The sequence below is a fragment of the Nocardia sp. CC201C genome (assembly GCF_030010695.1).
GTDB lineage: Bacteria > Actinomycetota > Actinomycetes > Mycobacteriales > Mycobacteriaceae > Nocardia > Nocardia otitidiscaviarum.
The window spans coordinates 1-15,254 of the sequence record NZ_JASCXP010000039.1 but is presented as its reverse complement, the minus strand read 5'-3'; the positions used below and the strand labels follow the sequence as shown (position 1 = coordinate 15,254).

The following is a 15,254-nucleotide window of genomic DNA, read 5'->3' as shown; positions in this document are numbered from 1 at the left end:
GGCGACGAAGTCGTCCGGACGAGGGGGAATATTCGGCGGGTTCGGGAGTAGCCGGGCGGGTCGCCGCGTTGCGCTAGGCATGGTCAGCGAAACCGCGGCGGCGAAAGAGCAACGGCATGCACAGCTCCGGGACTTCCTGCGCACCCGGCGCGCCCGGCTCACCCCCGGCGATGTCGGGCTGGTGACCTCGGGGCGGCGGCGCACCCCCGGACTGCGGCGCGAGGAGGTCGCGCAGCTGGCCGGGGTCGGGGTGTCCTGGTACACCTGGTTGGAGCAGGGGCGCGATATCAATGTCTCCGACGAGATCCTGCACGCGGTGAGCCGGGCACTGCGGCTGTCCGACCCTGAGCGGGCGCACCTGTTCGTGCTGGCCGGACTGCGGCCGCCGCGCCCGCGTGGCGTCGCCAGCACGGTGGAACCCGAATTGCGGCAGCTGCTCGACGCCTGGTCGCCGCGACCGGCGATCCTGCGTGACCGCTACTGGAACATCCTGGCCGTCAACGCGGGATCGACCGCCGTGTTCGGCTACGACGACGGCGACCACAACTGCCTGATCTCGTTCTTCACCAATCCGCGCTACCGTGACCGGCACACCGAGTGGGCGGCCATCGCCCCGGAGGTGGTGGCCGCCTACCGCGCGGATGCCGCGCACGCCCCGGGGGATCCCGCCTTCGCCCGTGTGATCGACGAATTGATCACGGCCAGCCCCGAATTCGCGCGGCTGTGGGAGCGCCACGATGTGGCCGCCCCCACCCGGTCGGTGAAAGCGGTCCAGCATCCCGGGGTGGGCGACCTGGTCTTCGACAAGACCACCCTGATGGTCATCGACCATCCGGACTGGTACCTGGAGTTCTACAATCCGCGACCCGGCACCGAGACCGCCGAGCGGCTCGGGGCGCTGCTGTGCGAGGCGGACCTCGCCTCTGTCTGACGGGTGGCCATCAATGGACGGGCGGCCATCGATTCGGCCGCGCCCGACGATCACCGCGGCCGGATCGGACGCCGCCGCCCCTTCGCTCGCCCGCACCCGAGACTCGCGGTGGTCGGATCGGATGTCGCCGCCGGTCCGAACCAGGGTGGTTCACGCTCGGCTGCGGCGCGTCGAACGCGGCGGGCGGCGGCCCGGCCGGTCCGGCGTTCTGTCCGACCAGCGGCCCCGATCGCCGCTCCGCTCGTCGGGAACGACCTACTCCGCCGCCACCGCCGCCGGGGTCGAAACCTCTTCCAGCCGCCCGTAGTCCAGCTTCACCAGCTGATCGGCTAGGTCGAAGTACCGGTCGTCGTGGGTGATCACGATGACCGTCTTCCCGCGTTCCTTCAGCTTGGTGAGGATCTCGCGGTAGAACACGTCGCGGAAGCGTGGTTCCTGATCCGCGGCCCACTCGTCGAACAGGTAGACGGCGCGATCCTCGAGCAGCGCGGTCAGCAGGGCCAGCCGCTTGCGCTGCCCCTGGGACAGGTCGATGGTGGACAGCCGCCCGTCGTGCACGGTCACCTTGTGCGCGATCTGCAATTCCTCGAGGTAGTGCCGCACCTCGTCGTCGATACCGGGGCGGTCGAAGCCGAGATAGTCCTCGAACAGGTGGAAGTCGGTGAAGATGGCCGAGCAGTTCTGCCGGAACCACTCGATGTTCTCGTGGTTGATCTGCTCGCCGTCGAACTCCACGAACCCGCTGCGCGGCACGTACAGCCCCGTGATCAGTTTGGCCAGGGTGGATTTGCCGCTGCCGTTGCCGCCCACGATGAAGGTGATCTGGCCCGGCTCGAAGGTGAGGTCGATGGGGCCGAGGCGGAATCCACCGTCGTCCCCGGAAGCGAGTTCGGGCGGTGGCGCGTCCATCGGAACGGGCCGGCCGTCGTGGACGCCGTGGACGATTCGCTGCTTGCCGTTGACATCGGGTCGCAGCGTCCCGTTGTGTGCTCCCGGCCCGCCGCCGAGCGGACCGGGACCATCGGCGTGCGGACCTCCCGGCGGCGGACCGCCGTGACCACCCGGTCCGACCTGCCCGCCGGGATGTCCGGCTGGACTGCCGGGCCGTCCGCCCCGGGGGGGGGCCCCCCCACGCCGACGGGACTTTCGGAGCGAGGTGTGTGCTCGGCATAATCGCGGGGGGTACCTCGGCGGCCGGGACCGCCGGACGCGGGAGGGAATTCCTGTGCGGGAGAGTACGACAGCATCGGCCGGAACCACCGTGCGGCACCGGCACGCACGCGGCACAGCCGTGCGCGACTCGGCCGTGCCCGACACAGCCGTGCGCGACTCGGCCGTGCCCGACACAGCTGTACACGACTCGGCCGTGCGCAAGTCAGCCGAACGCGACACAGCCATGCACGATTCGGCCGCACACGACACAGCCATGCACGATTCGGCCGCACACGACACAGCCGTGCACGAGTCAGCCGCACACGACACAGCCGCACACAAGTCAGCCCCACGCGATTCCGGGCGCACCGGACCCGCACGACCACGGTGCGGCGCGCCATGAATGGGGGTGGTGCGCCGGATCACCCAGCGCCGGTATCGGATCGGCCAGCACCGGCGACCCTTCCGGCGGTCTGCGTGGTCGGCCTCGCCCGCGGCTCGGTGAGCTGGGCGGACTGCGGAGCCGCGCAGGTGAGAGGCGACAGTCCGGCAGCCGGGGTCGGTGTACTGACGGTTGGATTCGGCCGTCCGGCACTGGAACCCGGCGGCCCGACAGCGGAACCCGGCAGCCCGACAGCAGGTCCCGGCGGCCCGACAGCGGAACCCGGCAGCCCGACAGCAGGTCCCGGCGGCCCGACAGCGGAACCCGGCAGCCCGACAGCAGGTCCCGGCGGCCCGACAGCGGAACCCGGCAGCCCGACAGCAGGTCCCGGCGGCCCGACAGCGGAACCCGGCCATCCGACAGCGGAACCCGGTCATGCGGGAGTGCACCTCGGCCATGCGGGAGTGCACCTCGGCCATGCGGGAGTGGACCTCGGGCACGCGGCGCTGAGTTCCGGTTCTCCGGCCCGGTTCGATTACCCGTGGTTCGGGTTGACCGCGGCGGATGCCGCGAGGTTGGCGGCCTGGCAGTGTGCCGGGCTCGAGTTGGCCGTCGCGGCACTGGACGAGTCCGGTCTGGGTTACGTGGCGCGCGGATCGAATGCGGCGGTGGTGTTCGGGGCAGCGGGACACCGGCCGCGCGGCGCGGACAATCTCGCCAACCGGCTGTCGCGGGCACTCGGGTTGCGCGGTCCCAGCCTGATATTGGACAGCGAGCCCTCCGCGGCGGCCGCCGCAGTGGATACCGCGGCACGGTTGCTGGCCGACCCGGCCGTGCCCTTCGTCATCGCTGGCGGCGTGGATCTACCGCTGACGCTCGACGTTTCGAGCGCGCACGGAGAAACCGACTGGAATGGCAGCGAATTCACCGTGGTCGTCGTGCAGCGGGTGGCCGATGCCACGCTCAGCGGCATCCGGATGCACGCCGAGCTCACCGATATCATCGGATTCTCCGACGGCGCTGGTGAGGCGCGCATTCCGCTCGATCCGAACAGCGCGCACGCGCACAACGATCGGTTGGCGCGGTCGGACCGCGGCGACGAACCGCCGGTGTTGATCGCACTGAGCGGCCGTGATGCCCTGGAGGTACACGAGACGGCGCTGTACTGGGCGCAGCAGCTCGGTACGTACCGCTCGCTGCGGGAATTCGCCGCCGCCACCGGGCGATTGCTGCCGGGACCGGTGCGGGCGGCGATCCTCGGGCGGGACACCGACGATGCCGCCGCGCAACTGCGCTCACTGGCCGACCGGATCGCGGCGACCCGGCAGCCGGTCTCGGCGGCGGAACGCGCTCGACAGGCTGAACGAATCGGGCAGGCCGAGCAGGTCCGTCCGGCCGCGCGGACCGCTCGAGCGGCGCGAGCTCAGCAGGAGCGAGGCGGACAGGACGGGTATCCCTTGCGGACCGGGCAGCCCGGGCACGGTGAACGGAACAGCCGCTCCGGATCGCCGAGGGAGACACGGCAATCGGCACTGACGCGGCCGGTCGAGCCGCATCAGCACACGCAGCAGCCGGCACACGTGCCTCGTCCCCATCCCGGCGAGTGCATCCAGACGTTCGGGCAGGCACCGCAGGGCGAGTGCCGGACCGGGCCGGGTTGTCGGACGGAGGCGACCCCGGCGGCGGTGATCGAGGTATTCGGGCCGACCACCGTCGGTGCCGGTGGCGGGCTGCTACTTCTGTGTTCCGGTGCGCGCGAACCGTATCCGGGTATGGGGCGCGGCATGGCGGCCCGGTATCCCGTGTTCGCGCGGGCGCTCATGGCGGCCACCGACGCCGTGGTGGCGGCGGGCGGGCCGCGGGTGTGGACGCCGCGGTTCGGTTTCGGAAACGGCACGGGCGGCGGAGAATTCGCGCAGGCGGCGACCTTCGTCTATCAGGTGGCCATGGCGGAACTGCTGGCCCGGTGGGGAGTTCGGCCCGATGCGGTGGTCGGCTATGGCACGGGCGAGATGGCGGCGGCCGCCGTCGGCGGAGCGCTGTCGCTCGCGGACGCGGCGCGTGTGGTGGTGGCGCACAGTCGGATGGCCGCGCGGGCCGACTATGCCGCCACGGCCGTCCTGGAGGCCACCGCCGTCGAGGCCATGCGGCTGGTGGAACCCATGCGGGCCGCCGTCGCGGTGGCGGCCATCGACAGTCCCCGGTCGGTCACGGTATCCGGGGAGGCGCGCTATATCGACGCACTGGTGCGCCGCGCCCATCGCCGCACCATATCCGCGCAGCGCCTGACCGACCACAACGGCGGCTGGCATCCGGCGGTGCCGAGCCCGCGCAGCCGGGAACTGGCCCCGCTGCTGGTCGACGAACTCGCCGGAATAACGCCCCGGGTGCCCACCGTCGCGCTCTATTCGACGACCCGCGCCGGTGCCGCACTGTCCGCCGAGATGGACGCCGCCTACTGGGGCGAGCACGCCCGCGGTCCCGTCAACCTCACCGCCGCCCTGGAACACGCCGCCGCCGCGGGCATGTCGACAATCCTGGAGATCGCGCCGCACCCCACGCTGACCGCCACCGTCCGGGAACACGCCACTTTCCGCGACTCCACCCACCCGGTCGCCGCCCGCGCCGACGAACCCGCCACCTTCCTGCGCGCCCTCGCCCACCTGCACCTGGAAGGCCGCCCCCTCGACTGGACCGCCCTCGGCCCCTTCACCGCCCCACCCCCACCCCGCCACTGGCGACACCCCCACCCCACGCCACACCAGCCCACCACCCACGACACCGGTCCGCACGCCGTCTCCACCACATCGGACGACCGGCGAGGCTCATGCACTGCCGCACCACGGACCCCGGCCACCACTCCGGATGGCGAGCCATTCGCCGACACGCGACACCAGCCGACCACAACGCCGGGCAACCGGCTGCGTCCGAACCCCACCGCGCCCAAGCGGCCGAGCACAGCTCCAGCCGACGAGCCGCACTCCGTCGCACAACGGCAATCGGCGGCCGCAGTACACGACCGGCGGCATCGTGGCACTTCCGTGTCACAGCATCCGGAGATCGTGCCTGGCGACCGCCCGCACCCGAGCATGGCCGAGCCACAGCAACGGGTGGCCGCACCAGGTGACGAGCGACGGGTCGTCGGTACCGGGGCGGGCACGGCGGGGGAAGGCTCGTCGCATCACCCGGTCCGGTGGGCGGACTGTGACAGGCCCGGTGTGGTGGATGGTCCGGTGTGGGATGCCGAGGTGCGGGCGGAGAGTACGTATGTGGTGACCGGGGGTCTCGGGCCGGCGGGGGTGCGGGCGGTGTGCTGGCTGTTGGCGGCGGGGGCGAGCGATGTGGTGCTGTTGGCGCGGGAGCCGCGCGCGCTGCCGCCGCCGTTGGACGGGTGGGAGGATCGAATCGTGCTGGTGCGCTGCGATATCGCGGACCGCGACGACCTCGCGCAGGTACTGCACGATCTGCGGGAGTGCGGGCCGCCGATTCGCGGGGTGGTGCACACCGGGGCGGGGTGGACCGGGGCGGCCGCGAATGTGCTGGAGCTGACGGCCGCCGATGCTCCCGACTTCACGGTGCTGGTGGCCGTGGCGGACGGGGCGCGGGGGGACTTGGATGGGCTGGCCGCCGCCCACGGATATCGGCGGGTGGTTCGGGTCGATTGGGAGGATGCCGACCACCGCGTGTCGGACGACCACGCGTAGGGCACGCGGGGATGATGACCGCATGGCGCAGCCCGTGGTCGAGGTGAAGTGGAAGAAGGAGCCGGAGGAGCACGACTATCCGGCGGCGGCCGATTTCCTGGAACTGCTGGCCGAACCGGACGTGATCGAGACGGTGGTGCGGGAGCTGCGGGCCGCACCGGTCGTACACAAGAAGGCCAAGGACATTCTGCGGGCGGCCCGGCTCGACCTCGCGCCCGCCATGAATCCGTACGTGCGGCGGGACCTGGAGAAGATCGTGACCGGAAAGGCGCTCTCGCCGATCCTGCTGGTGCGCGGCGACTTCCGCACCGGCGTGCCGCTCCAGATCGCCGACGGCTACCACCGGGTGTGCGCCGTGCACTACGCGGACGAGAACATCGCCATCCCGCTGAAGATCGCCGCGCTGCCCTGAAACGCCGGCACGCTCGTCCGTGCGGCGGCTGACCGTCGGTCAGCGGGCCGACGTGACTCACCGGTCCACGGGCACGGGCGTCGGCTCAGTCGCGCCCTGACGCTCCGGGCAGGCGGAGGAGTCGATCGGTCTCGCGACGCTCGCGCTTGGTCGGTCGACCGGAGCCGCGGTCACGGCGCGGCATGAGCGCGGTGAGCTGCGGATCGGGCGGGGGTGGGCTGCGGTCGATCATGCACTGGGCGGCGATCGGTGCGCCGACACGCTTGGTGATGACGCGCTCGACGATCACGATGCGCTCCAGACCGCCCACCCGGACTCGGATCTCGTCGCCGGGCTTGATCTGGTGGGCGGGCTTCACCGCCGTACCGTTGACGCGCACATGCCCGCCGCGGCAGGCCGTCGCCGCCGCCGAGCGGGTCTTGAAAAGGCGAACGGCCCAGATCCACGAATCGACGCGGGCCTGAGCCGGTGCACTGGTTCGGTCGGACGCCACGTCCTAGACGATACGGCGTGCGGTGACGACCTGATCCTCGCTGAGCTGGGTGTAGGAGACCGGGGTGCCGGACTGGACCGCGTTCAGCAGCTTGCCGTCGCCGGCGTAGATGCCGACGTGGCCGCCGCCGTTGGTGATGACGATATCGCCGGGAGCCAGGTTCTCGAAGGCGATCGGAGCGCCGACGTGGGACTGCTCGAAGCTGGTGCGGGGCAGGTCGATTCCGGCCTGCTTGTACGCCCACTGCACCAGACCGGAGCAGTCGAAGCTGTACGGGCCGGACGCGCCCCAGGAGTACTGAGCGCCGACCTTGGTCCTGGCGGCCTCCAGGGCGATATTGCCGGGGCCCTGCTGCTGACCGAAGCCGGGGAGGTCGAACTGCGGCGGGGCGATGCCGGGCAGCTGCGCGCCGCCACCGACACCCAGGCCACCACCGAAGTGGTTGGTCTCCGGGTTGAGCACCCCGGAGGTGAATGCCTGAACCTGTGTATTGACCGCCGAGGCATCCTGTTCCGACAGCGGAGTGTCGAAGGTACCGATTCCGGGGATCTCGATCGGAGCCGCGTTGGCGTTGATCGCCGGGAACGCACCCGTGGCGAACGCGCCCATGACAAGAGCGCCCTTCACGGAATTCGGCAACCGAGATTCCCGTTGCAAGCTGTGCTTACCCACCGAGTTACATCTCCGATCTTCCTTGCTCTGACCGCCGACCGAGTTAGCTGACGGGTTCGGGCCGGGAAGATCGGCCCTACCTCGGTGGCCTTGCGGCCGATGAGGATTCACCCCACGAACTCTGGGTCCCCGGTTCGGTGTCGGCACCTTCTCCCGACTTCCGATTAGGCGGTAACGTCGCGGGCCGCCTCTCCGATGAAGCGACAGACTCCGCTAAGTCACGAGAAGATTACGGCTCGGGGCCGATGTTGTCCACCCCACACGCGGGTGTGTTGCGGCGTGGCGCAAAAGCGCCCGCTGAGCGGACGATTCAACGCACACACGCCGAGTCACAACCGGGTCACGGGAGGCGTTACCCCCGTTACCGAAACGGAAACCGGACGGCGAGCGCCTCACTCGCCCGGAGTCACCGTGCGCTCCAGGTGCTCGATCCGCCGCCGGGCGTCGGCCAACTCCACCTCGAGTTTTCCCAGCGCCATGACCAGCGGACCCACCGCGAGGTCGGCGACCAGTTGCGGATCGTCGTATCCGCGCTCGATGGCCACCAGGATGTTGTTGCGGATACGGGCTGCCACGGGCGCCTCCTCGGGCACGTTCCACGATTCGACCACCTCCGCGACGGTGGGAACAGGTGCAGCTTCCTCCGACATGGTCCCTCCCTGCGCTGGGCTACTTCGCGAATCAGACATAAGAGTAGAGACGTGCGCTCGCCCGCGATGCGAACCGGAACCTCGCGGACGCACGAATGCTTCGGACCGTCGATGCTTCGGACCGTCGCCGACGCAGTACCCGGGCGGCCGATATGCCAATCGATAGCCATCTCTAGGGGACCCCGTAGATACCCCGATAGTCCACCGATTTCACGCTACGGTTGGGCGGCATGGATCCCGTGCGCAACCCGTACGCCCCCGGAGCGGGCCAGCGTCCGCCCGAACTCGCGGGCCGTGGCCGTCAGCTCGACGCCTTCGATGTCGTGCTGGAGCGGGTGGCACGCGGCCGCCCCGAACGCAGCGTCATGCTCACCGGGCTGCGCGGCGTCGGCAAGACGGTGCTGTTGAATCAGCTGCGCTCGGCGGCGCGGGCGCGCGGCTGGGGCACCGGCAAGCTGGAGGCCCGGCCCGATCAGGGGTTACGGCGACCGCTGTCGTCGGCACTGCACATGGCGGTGCGCTCCATCGCGACCACGCATCGCAATCCCGAGCAGATGGACGACTTCCTCGGCATTCTCAAGGCTTTCGCCCTGCGCGCCACCGCCGACAAGGGCATGCGGGAGCGCTGGAATCCGGGTATCGACGTCCCCGCCGTCACCGGCCGCGCCGATTCCGGCGATATCGAGATCGACCTGGTGGAACTGCTGCTGGAGGCGGCACAGCTGGTGCGCGACCGCGGGGTCGGCATCGCGGTGTTCATCGACGAGATGCAGGATCTCGGCCCGGCCGACGTCTCCGCCATCTGCGGCGCGTGCCACGAATTGAGCCAGGACGCCGCGCCTTTGATCGTGGTGGGCGCGGGATTGCCGCATCTGCCCGCCGTGCTCTCGGCCTCCAAGTCGTACTCCGAGCGCTTGTTCTCCTATCACCGCATCGACCGCCTCGACCGCGACTCCGCCGATCAGGCGCTGATCGCGCCGGCCGAGCGGGAGAACGTGAAGTACACCGAACAGGCCCTCGACACGCTCTACCGGAAGGCCGACGGCTACCCGTATTTCGTGCAGGCGTACGGGAAGGCGACCTGGGACGTGGCCGCCCAGAGCCCCATCACCGCCGAGGATGTCGAGGTGGCCGCACCGCACGCCGAGGAGGAGTTGGCCGTGGGGTTCTTCGGTTCCCGGTACGAGCGCGCCACCCCGGCCGAGCGGGAGTACATGCGCGCCATGGCCGATCTCGCCGGTGACGAGGGCCCGGTGCCGACCGCCGCGGTGGCGAAACATCTGGAACGCAAACCCGCGTCGCTGTCACCGGCCCGCGACGGTTTGATCAAGAAAGGTCTCATCTATTCGGCGGAGCGCGGTTCCATCGGATTCACGGTTCCGCATTTCGGCCGATATCTGCGCGGCGTGCCCTAGGACCGGAGATTATGCCGGAAGTTTGCCCGCATTCCCGTGATTCGGCAGCAGCGCGAGGAAATTGTGGATCAGCGCGCGGTCGTCATCGCGGCGATGGGCGACGTAGACGGTGGTCTCCGCATCGGTTTCGGCGAGCGGGAGGATGCGGACCGAGGCGGGCGCGGTGAAGGTCGCGCTGCGCGGCGCGATGGTGACCCCGAGCCCCTCGGCCACCAGATACATGATGGTCGTCCAGGTATTGCCCTCCTGCACCACCTGCGGCTGCCGCCCCGAGCGCAGCAGCGGCGCGAGATTCTTCTCGTGCGCCAGCCGTCCCGCGGCCCTGGGGAAGAAGACCAGCGGATGGTCGGCGAGTTCGGCGCCGGTGATGGCCGCGCGCCCGGCGTCGGGATGGTCGGCGGGCAGCACCGCGACGTAGGGCTCGGTGATCAGCGGCGCGGTCCGGACATTCGGCAGTTCGTCGGGGTCGCGCACGATGACCGTATCGAGCGCGCCGTGGCCGAGCTGCTCCATCATCCGCGAGGTGTAACCCTCCACCAGATCCACCCGGACCAGCGGATACAGCTCGCGAAAGCGACGCACTCCGCGCAGCGGCTCCAGCGGCAGCACCGAAGGGACGAAACCGAGGTACAGCCGCCCCTGGCTGCCGCGTCCCACCCGGCTCACCTCGTCCAGGTCGCGGGCGGCGTGCCCGAGGATGGCGGCGGCCCGCTCGCGCAGCACCGCACCGGCGGCGGTGAGCGCGACGCTGCGCGAGGTGCGGTCGAACAGCTTGGTGCCGAGCAGGGTTTCGAGCCGGCGAATCTGCTGGGTCAGCGCGGGCTGGGCGATGTGCAGCCGGACGGCGGCCCGTCCGAAGTGCAGTTCGTCGGCGACCGCCAGGAAATACCGCAGGTGCCGCAGCTCCACACCCTCAACCATAAGACAAGCGTATCAATCGCAGCTATCAAGTATTGGACCTTATTGTTCCAGGCCGGGCATGCTGATCAGGTGCGACAACCGACTATCGAAACCATGAGCACGCCCGCCCATGCTCGGGCGTTCAAGGAACTCAACGAGGAGTGGATTCGCGCCTACTTCACCCTCGAACCCGCCGATTCGGCCCTGCTCGACTATCCGGAACGCGAGATCGTCGCCAAGGGCGGTCGGGTGCTGATCGCCCGCGTCGGTGACGAGATCGTGGGCTGCGGTGCGGTGGTGCCGGAGGGCCACGGGGTCTACGAGATCTCGAAAATGGCGGTGTCGCCGCGGTATCGGGGGCAGGGAATCGGACGGCTCGTGCTCGCGGCGGCCATCGACGCGGCGCGCGAACTCGGCGCGACCACCCTGATTCTGGCGAGCAATCGGAAGCTCGCCAATGCGGTGCACCTGTACGAGTCGGCGGGGTTCGTGCACGTGCCACCGGAGGAACTGCCGCCGAGCCCCTACGACCGCGCCGATGTGTTCATGAAGTACGACCTGACTGTATTAGCCGAGTAATTGCCCACCCATTCAAGATCATTGCAAGGCAGCATATTTCAGACTGACAACGGATCTACCGGCGGGTAACAAACACTCCTACACTCGAATGTGATTCCGATCACGTCCGAGGGAGGACATCATGGCGACTGCCGCCAAAGTCGACGCCACCGAGGAGCAAGCCCGGCAACTTGTCGAGGAATCCCGCGAAACCACCTGGGCCAAACCCTCTTTCGCCAAAGAGATGTTTCTGGGGCGCTTCCGGCTGGACCTGATCCATCCCTACCCGCGGCCCAGCGCCGAGGACACGGCGAAGTACGAGGCGTACCTGACCCGGCTGCGGGCCTTCTGCGAAACCATCGACGGCGACCGGATCGAGGCCGAGGGCCGCATCCCCACCGAATACGTGGAAGGACTGGCAGCGCTCGGCTGCTTCGGCCTCAAGATCCCCGAAGAGTACGGCGGACAAGGGCTTTCGCAGGTCGGCTACAACAAGGCGCTCATGCTGGTCGGCTCCGCCCACCCCAGCCTGGGCGTGCTGCTCTCGGCGCACCAGTCCATCGGCGTACCGGAACCGCTCAAGCTCGCGGGCACGGACGACCAGAAGCGGGAGTTCCTGCCGCGCTGCGCCAAGGGGGCCGTGTCGGCGTTCCTGCTCACCGAACCCGATGTCGGCTCCGATCCGGCGCGCATGGCCTCCACCGCCACGCCGACCCCGGACGGGGAAGCCTACGAGCTCAACGGCGTGAAACTGTGGACCACCAATGGCGTGGTCGCGGAACTGCTGGTGGTCATGGCGCGCGTGCCCCGCAGCGACGGGCATCGGGGCGGGATCTCGGCCTTCATCGTGGAGGCCGACAGCCCGGGCATCACCGTAGAGCGCCGCAATTCGTTCATGGGGCTGCGCGGTATCGAGAACGGTGTCACGCGGCTGCACGAGGTGCGGGTGCCCAAGCGGAATCTGGTCGGGCGCGAGGGGGACGGGTTGAAGATCGCGCTCACCACCCTCAACGCGGGCCGGCTCGCCATTCCGGCCATGTGCACCGCCGCCGCCAAATGGGCGACCAAGATCGGACGGGAGTGGTCGGCGACCCGCGTGCAGTGGGGGCGGCCGGTCGGCGAGCACGCCGCGGTCGGCCAGAAGCTGTCCTTCATCACCGCGACCACCTTCGCGCTGGAAGCGGTGCTGGACCTCTCGGCCACCATGTGCGACGAGGACCGCAACGACATCCGCATCGAAGCGGCCCTGGCCAAACTGTGGGCCTCGGAGATGAGCTGCGCCATCGCCGACGAACTGGTGCAGATTCGCGGCGGACGCGGCTACGAGTCGTCGGCCTCGCTGCGGGCGCGCGGTGAACGGGCGGTGGCCGCCGAGCAGCTGGTGCGGGATCTGCGCATCAACCGCATCTTCGAGGGCTCCAGCGAGATCATGCGCCTGCTCATCGCCCGCGAGATGGCCGACGCGCACATGGCGGCGGCCGGAGCGCTGGTCGATCGCAATGCCGAGTTGAAGGACAAGGCCAAGGCCGCGGTGGGGGCGAGCGGCTTCTACGCCAAGTGGTTCCCGCAGCTGGCCGTCGGTTCGGGCACGGTACCCGCCAGCTTCGGCGAATTCGGGCCGCTGGCACGGCATATGCGCTTCGTGGAGCGGATGTCGCGCAAGCAGGCGCGGGCGCTCATGTACGGCATGGCACGGTGGCAAGCCAAGCTCGAGTACAAGCAGGGCTTCCTGGGACGCATCGTGGATATCGGCGCAGAGCTGTTCGCCATGGCGGCGTCGTGCGTGCGGGCGCAGGCCGAGATGCGCAAGGGCGGACCCGAGGGCGCGGCGGCACAGGAACTGGCCGATGTGTTCTGCCGCCAGTCGCGACTGCGGGTGCAGCGCCTGTTCGACGCGCTGTGGGACAACACCGACGACGCCGACACCGAGATCGCGCGCGGGTTGCTGGACGGCCGGTACCGCTGGCTCGAGGCGGGGGCGCTGGACCCGAGCGAGGGCACCGGGCCGTGGATCTCGGATTGGCAGATGGGACCGTCCACGGAACCGAATCTGCTGCGGCCGTTCCTGCCGTCGACGCGCACCTCCGCGTCGACCTGATACTCCGGACGCCGGACCGGAAAGGGTCTGGGCGCCCCGGTGCTCAGACCAATCTGCCCCTATCTAGCAATCGCGCTAGATAGGGGCAGATTCTTGTGCGCGGCACGGTCGTCAGCATTATCTACACTTTTCTAGTGAGATCGCTAGATTTATCTAGAATCCTCAAGGTGTTCACCTTGGCAGTGTTTTCTAGCGGGTTCTAGGCCGTTGGCCAGATATTCGAAGATTCGCCGATCGGCTCGTATCGATCGGCGGCGTCGGTTAGACAACTTGTGCATAACGCCAGGTGTGGCCGGTTAACGCCGCGGCAATGACTATCGACAACCGGGCTAAAGGCGATCTCTTCGAGGAGGCGTCATGTCCCTGCTCAGCCGCCGCGCCGCCGATTCCGACGGCCACCACACCACTGTCACGGCCGCCGACGGCACCCCCATCGCGGTGCGCGACTTCGGTCCGGCCGCCGCGCCCGTCACCGTGGTGTTCGTCCACGGGCACTGCCTGCGCACCGAATCCTGGACCTTCCTGCGCGAACATCTGCAGCGGCACTGGGGCGCGGATGTCCGCATGGTGTTCTACGACCATCGCGGGCACGGGGATTCCGGGGTGGCCGATCCGCGCACCTACACCGTCGACCAACTCGCGCAGGATCTGGACGCTGTGCTGCGCACGGTGGTGCCCACCGGCCCAGTCGTGTTGGTGGGACATTCGATGGGGGCGATGGTGACGCTCGCCTACGCGCGGCTGTACCCGGAGACCATCGGCAGCCGGGTGGCGGGCGTCGGCCTGATCGCCGGGGCCGCCAACGGGGTCACCCGGGTGGGGCTCGGGCGCTTCCTCTCCGGTCCGGCCGTCAGCTCGCTGAACCTGGCCGTGCGCCGCGCGCCGCGGTTCATGCAGGCGTCGAAGCATCTGAGTCGCCGCTTCTTCGAACCGATCATGCGGGAGGCGGCGCTGGGCACCCGCCAGGTCAGCCCGCGGGTGCTCGCGGTGGCCACCACCATCCTCAACGAGACGCCGCTACTGACCATGTCGGCCTTCCTGGACTCGCTTATCCGCTTCGACGAGACCGCCACCCTGCACCGGCTGGGCGCGATTCCCACCCTGGTGCTCGCGGGATCGGCGGATATCGTCATCCCCTTCGCCCACTCCGTCGTACTCGCCTCCCAACTCGACGACAGCGAGCTGGTCCGCATCGACGGGGCCGGGCACAGCGTGATCCTGGAACGGGCCGCGGAGGTGGCCGCGGCCATCGTCGCCCTCGTCGACCGGGCGCTGGCCGCACTGCCCGGTCGAGGGCCGGAACTCGGTCCGGAATTCGCGGTCGCGGGATAGCGCGGGATGCGCTCAGCACCCCCCTGCCGAACGGGCAAATTTCGGGCTATCGTGGGTGGAGTCGACGGTCAGCCACCCGGCTGACCTGCGCTTACATCGCTCGGACGAGCCATATCCCGATCCATGCCGTACTGTGTTGTAGATCACGATGTGTGGTCTGTCACACGGCTCGAGGAGGTTTCGATGACACGCAGCGAGATTGCGGAACTCCGCTACGCGGTCGGCCAGCTCCGGCAGTGCGTGACCGCACTGCGCTCGCACTACGGGGACGCGGGCCCGGTCCGCCGCCTGGAGAACGACCTCGAGCGGCTCGCCATCGACGCGGACGACTTCGAGCAGGCACCGCCGCCCGAGGTCGCCGCCCGCCGCGACCAGGACGTCATCTACGTCCCGGACTCCAAGTCCGACGAGGCCGCCTGGATGGGCGCGCAGGACGAGGGGCTGGGCTTCCACTCTCGTCCCCGCACCAAGTAGGGGGATCGACCTCCGCACCCGCCACGCGCGGGTGCGATCCCCAGGGGCCGTGCGCGGTCCCGCACCGCAGCGGGGGGGGGG

13 protein-coding genes and 1 riboswitch are annotated in these 15,254 nt (G+C 69.5%); of the genes, 8 read left to right on the top strand and 5 right to left on the bottom strand.

The window, feature by feature from the left end:
* Window positions 1–79: 79 nt before the first annotated feature.
* Window positions 80–931 carry a helix-turn-helix transcriptional regulator gene (locus QK444_RS06985; protein WP_282778216.1) on the top strand — a complete coding sequence of 284 codons (852 nt, stop codon included), beginning with the start codon at window positions 80–82 and terminating at the stop codon, window positions 929–931.
* Window positions 932–1,186: 255 nt separating this feature from the next.
* On the opposite strand, the gene QK444_RS06980 is transcribed toward QK444_RS06985, so the two are convergent.
* The gene (locus tag QK444_RS06980) at window positions 1,187–1,840 is read right to left on the bottom strand and encodes an ATP-binding cassette domain-containing protein (protein WP_282778215.1); all 654 of its coding nucleotides are present in this window, start codon (window positions 1,838–1,840) and stop codon (window positions 1,187–1,189) included.
* Between the two features lie 1,068 nt (window positions 1,841–2,908).
* Between QK444_RS06980 and QK444_RS06975 the strand changes: the two genes are divergently transcribed.
* Both QK444_RS06975 and QK444_RS06970 read left to right on the top strand, forming a co-directional pair.
* Window positions 2,909–6,169 (top strand): acyltransferase domain-containing protein, encoded by a 3,261-nt coding sequence (locus QK444_RS06975; RefSeq protein WP_282778214.1) that lies wholly within the window; start codon window positions 2,909–2,911, stop codon window positions 6,167–6,169.
* 34 nt (window positions 6,170–6,203) lie between these two features.
* Window positions 6,204–6,581 (top strand): hypothetical protein, encoded by a 378-nt coding sequence (locus tag QK444_RS06970; RefSeq protein ID WP_039808334.1) that lies wholly within the window; start codon window positions 6,204–6,206, stop codon window positions 6,579–6,581.
* 85 nt (window positions 6,582–6,666) lie between these two features.
* Here the strand turns inward: QK444_RS06970 and QK444_RS06965 are convergent, their stop codons facing one another.
* From QK444_RS06965 to QK444_RS06955, 3 genes are all read right to left on the bottom strand, one after another.
* A complete protein-coding gene (locus tag QK444_RS06965; protein WP_282778213.1) occupies window positions 6,667–7,074 on the bottom strand; it encodes an RNA-binding S4 domain-containing protein in 408 nt (135 codons plus the stop codon).
* Window positions 7,075–7,077: 3 nt separating this feature from the next.
* A complete protein-coding gene (locus tag QK444_RS06960; protein WP_228813177.1) occupies window positions 7,078–7,713 on the bottom strand; it encodes an NlpC/P60 family protein in 636 nt (211 codons plus the stop codon).
* 49 nt (window positions 7,714–7,762) lie between these two features.
* Window positions 7,763–7,927: riboswitch (cyclic di-AMP (ydaO/yuaA leader) on the bottom strand.
* A 211-nt stretch (window positions 7,928–8,138) separates the two neighbouring features.
* Window positions 8,139–8,396: a hypothetical protein gene (locus QK444_RS06955; RefSeq protein WP_029932384.1), complete on the bottom strand. Its 258-nt coding sequence runs from the start codon at window positions 8,394–8,396 to the stop codon at window positions 8,139–8,141.
* Window positions 8,397–8,626: 230 nt separating this feature from the next.
* On the opposite strand from QK444_RS06955, the gene QK444_RS06950 reads away from it, so the two are divergent.
* Entirely contained in the window at window positions 8,627–9,811 is a 1,185-nt protein-coding gene (locus QK444_RS06950) for an ATP-binding protein (protein WP_282778212.1), read from the top strand.
* 9 nt (window positions 9,812–9,820) lie between these two features.
* On the opposite strand, the gene QK444_RS06945 is transcribed toward QK444_RS06950, so the two are convergent.
* Window positions 9,821–10,732 carry a LysR substrate-binding domain-containing protein gene (locus QK444_RS06945; RefSeq protein WP_282778211.1) on the bottom strand — a complete coding sequence of 304 codons (912 nt, stop codon included), beginning with the start codon at window positions 10,730–10,732 and terminating at the stop codon, window positions 9,821–9,823.
* Between QK444_RS06945 and QK444_RS06940 the strand changes: the two genes are divergently transcribed.
* The 4 genes from QK444_RS06940 to QK444_RS06925 all read left to right on the top strand — a co-directional run bounded on the left by QK444_RS06940 (window position 10,643) and on the right by QK444_RS06925 (window position 15,173).
* Entirely contained in the window at window positions 10,643–11,290 is a 648-nt protein-coding gene (locus QK444_RS06940; protein ID WP_282778210.1) for a GNAT family N-acetyltransferase, read from the top strand. The two genes, QK444_RS06945 and QK444_RS06940, sit on opposite strands and share 90 nt — an antisense overlap.
* A gap of 121 nt (window positions 11,291–11,411) precedes the next feature.
* On the top strand, window positions 11,412–13,367 hold the full coding sequence (locus QK444_RS06935) for an acyl-CoA dehydrogenase family protein (RefSeq protein ID WP_282778209.1): 1,956 nt from the start codon (window positions 11,412–11,414) through the stop codon (window positions 13,365–13,367).
* 357 nt (window positions 13,368–13,724) lie between these two features.
* Window positions 13,725–14,699: an alpha/beta hydrolase gene (locus tag QK444_RS06930; RefSeq protein WP_282778208.1), complete on the top strand. Its 975-nt coding sequence runs from the start codon at window positions 13,725–13,727 to the stop codon at window positions 14,697–14,699.
* Window positions 14,700–14,882: 183 nt separating this feature from the next.
* Window positions 14,883–15,173, top strand: a complete 291-nt coding sequence (locus QK444_RS06925) for a hypothetical protein (protein WP_029932390.1) — start codon at window positions 14,883–14,885, stop codon at window positions 15,171–15,173.
* The last annotated feature ends 81 nt before the right edge of the window (window positions 15,174–15,254 follow it).

Coding starts and splice junctions, on each gene's coding strand:
- QK444_RS06980 (WP_282778215.1), bottom strand. CDS start 1,840: ATGGACGCGCCACCGCCCGAACTCGCTTCCGGGGACGACGGTGGATTC.
- QK444_RS06950 (WP_282778212.1), top strand. CDS start 8,627: ATGGATCCCGTGCGCAACCCGTACGCCCCCGGAGCGGGCCAGCGTCCG.
- QK444_RS06925 (WP_029932390.1), top strand. CDS start 14,883: ATGACACGCAGCGAGATTGCGGAACTCCGCTACGCGGTCGGCCAGCTC.
- QK444_RS06985 (WP_282778216.1), top strand. CDS start 80: ATGGTCAGCGAAACCGCGGCGGCGAAAGAGCAACGGCATGCACAGCTC.
- QK444_RS06945 (WP_282778211.1), bottom strand. CDS start 10,732: ATGGTTGAGGGTGTGGAGCTGCGGCACCTGCGGTATTTCCTGGCGGTC.
- QK444_RS06930 (WP_282778208.1), top strand. CDS start 13,725: ATGTCCCTGCTCAGCCGCCGCGCCGCCGATTCCGACGGCCACCACACC.
- QK444_RS06935 (WP_282778209.1), top strand. CDS start 11,412: ATGGCGACTGCCGCCAAAGTCGACGCCACCGAGGAGCAAGCCCGGCAA.
- QK444_RS06955 (WP_029932384.1), bottom strand. CDS start 8,396: ATGTCGGAGGAAGCTGCACCTGTTCCCACCGTCGCGGAGGTGGTCGAA.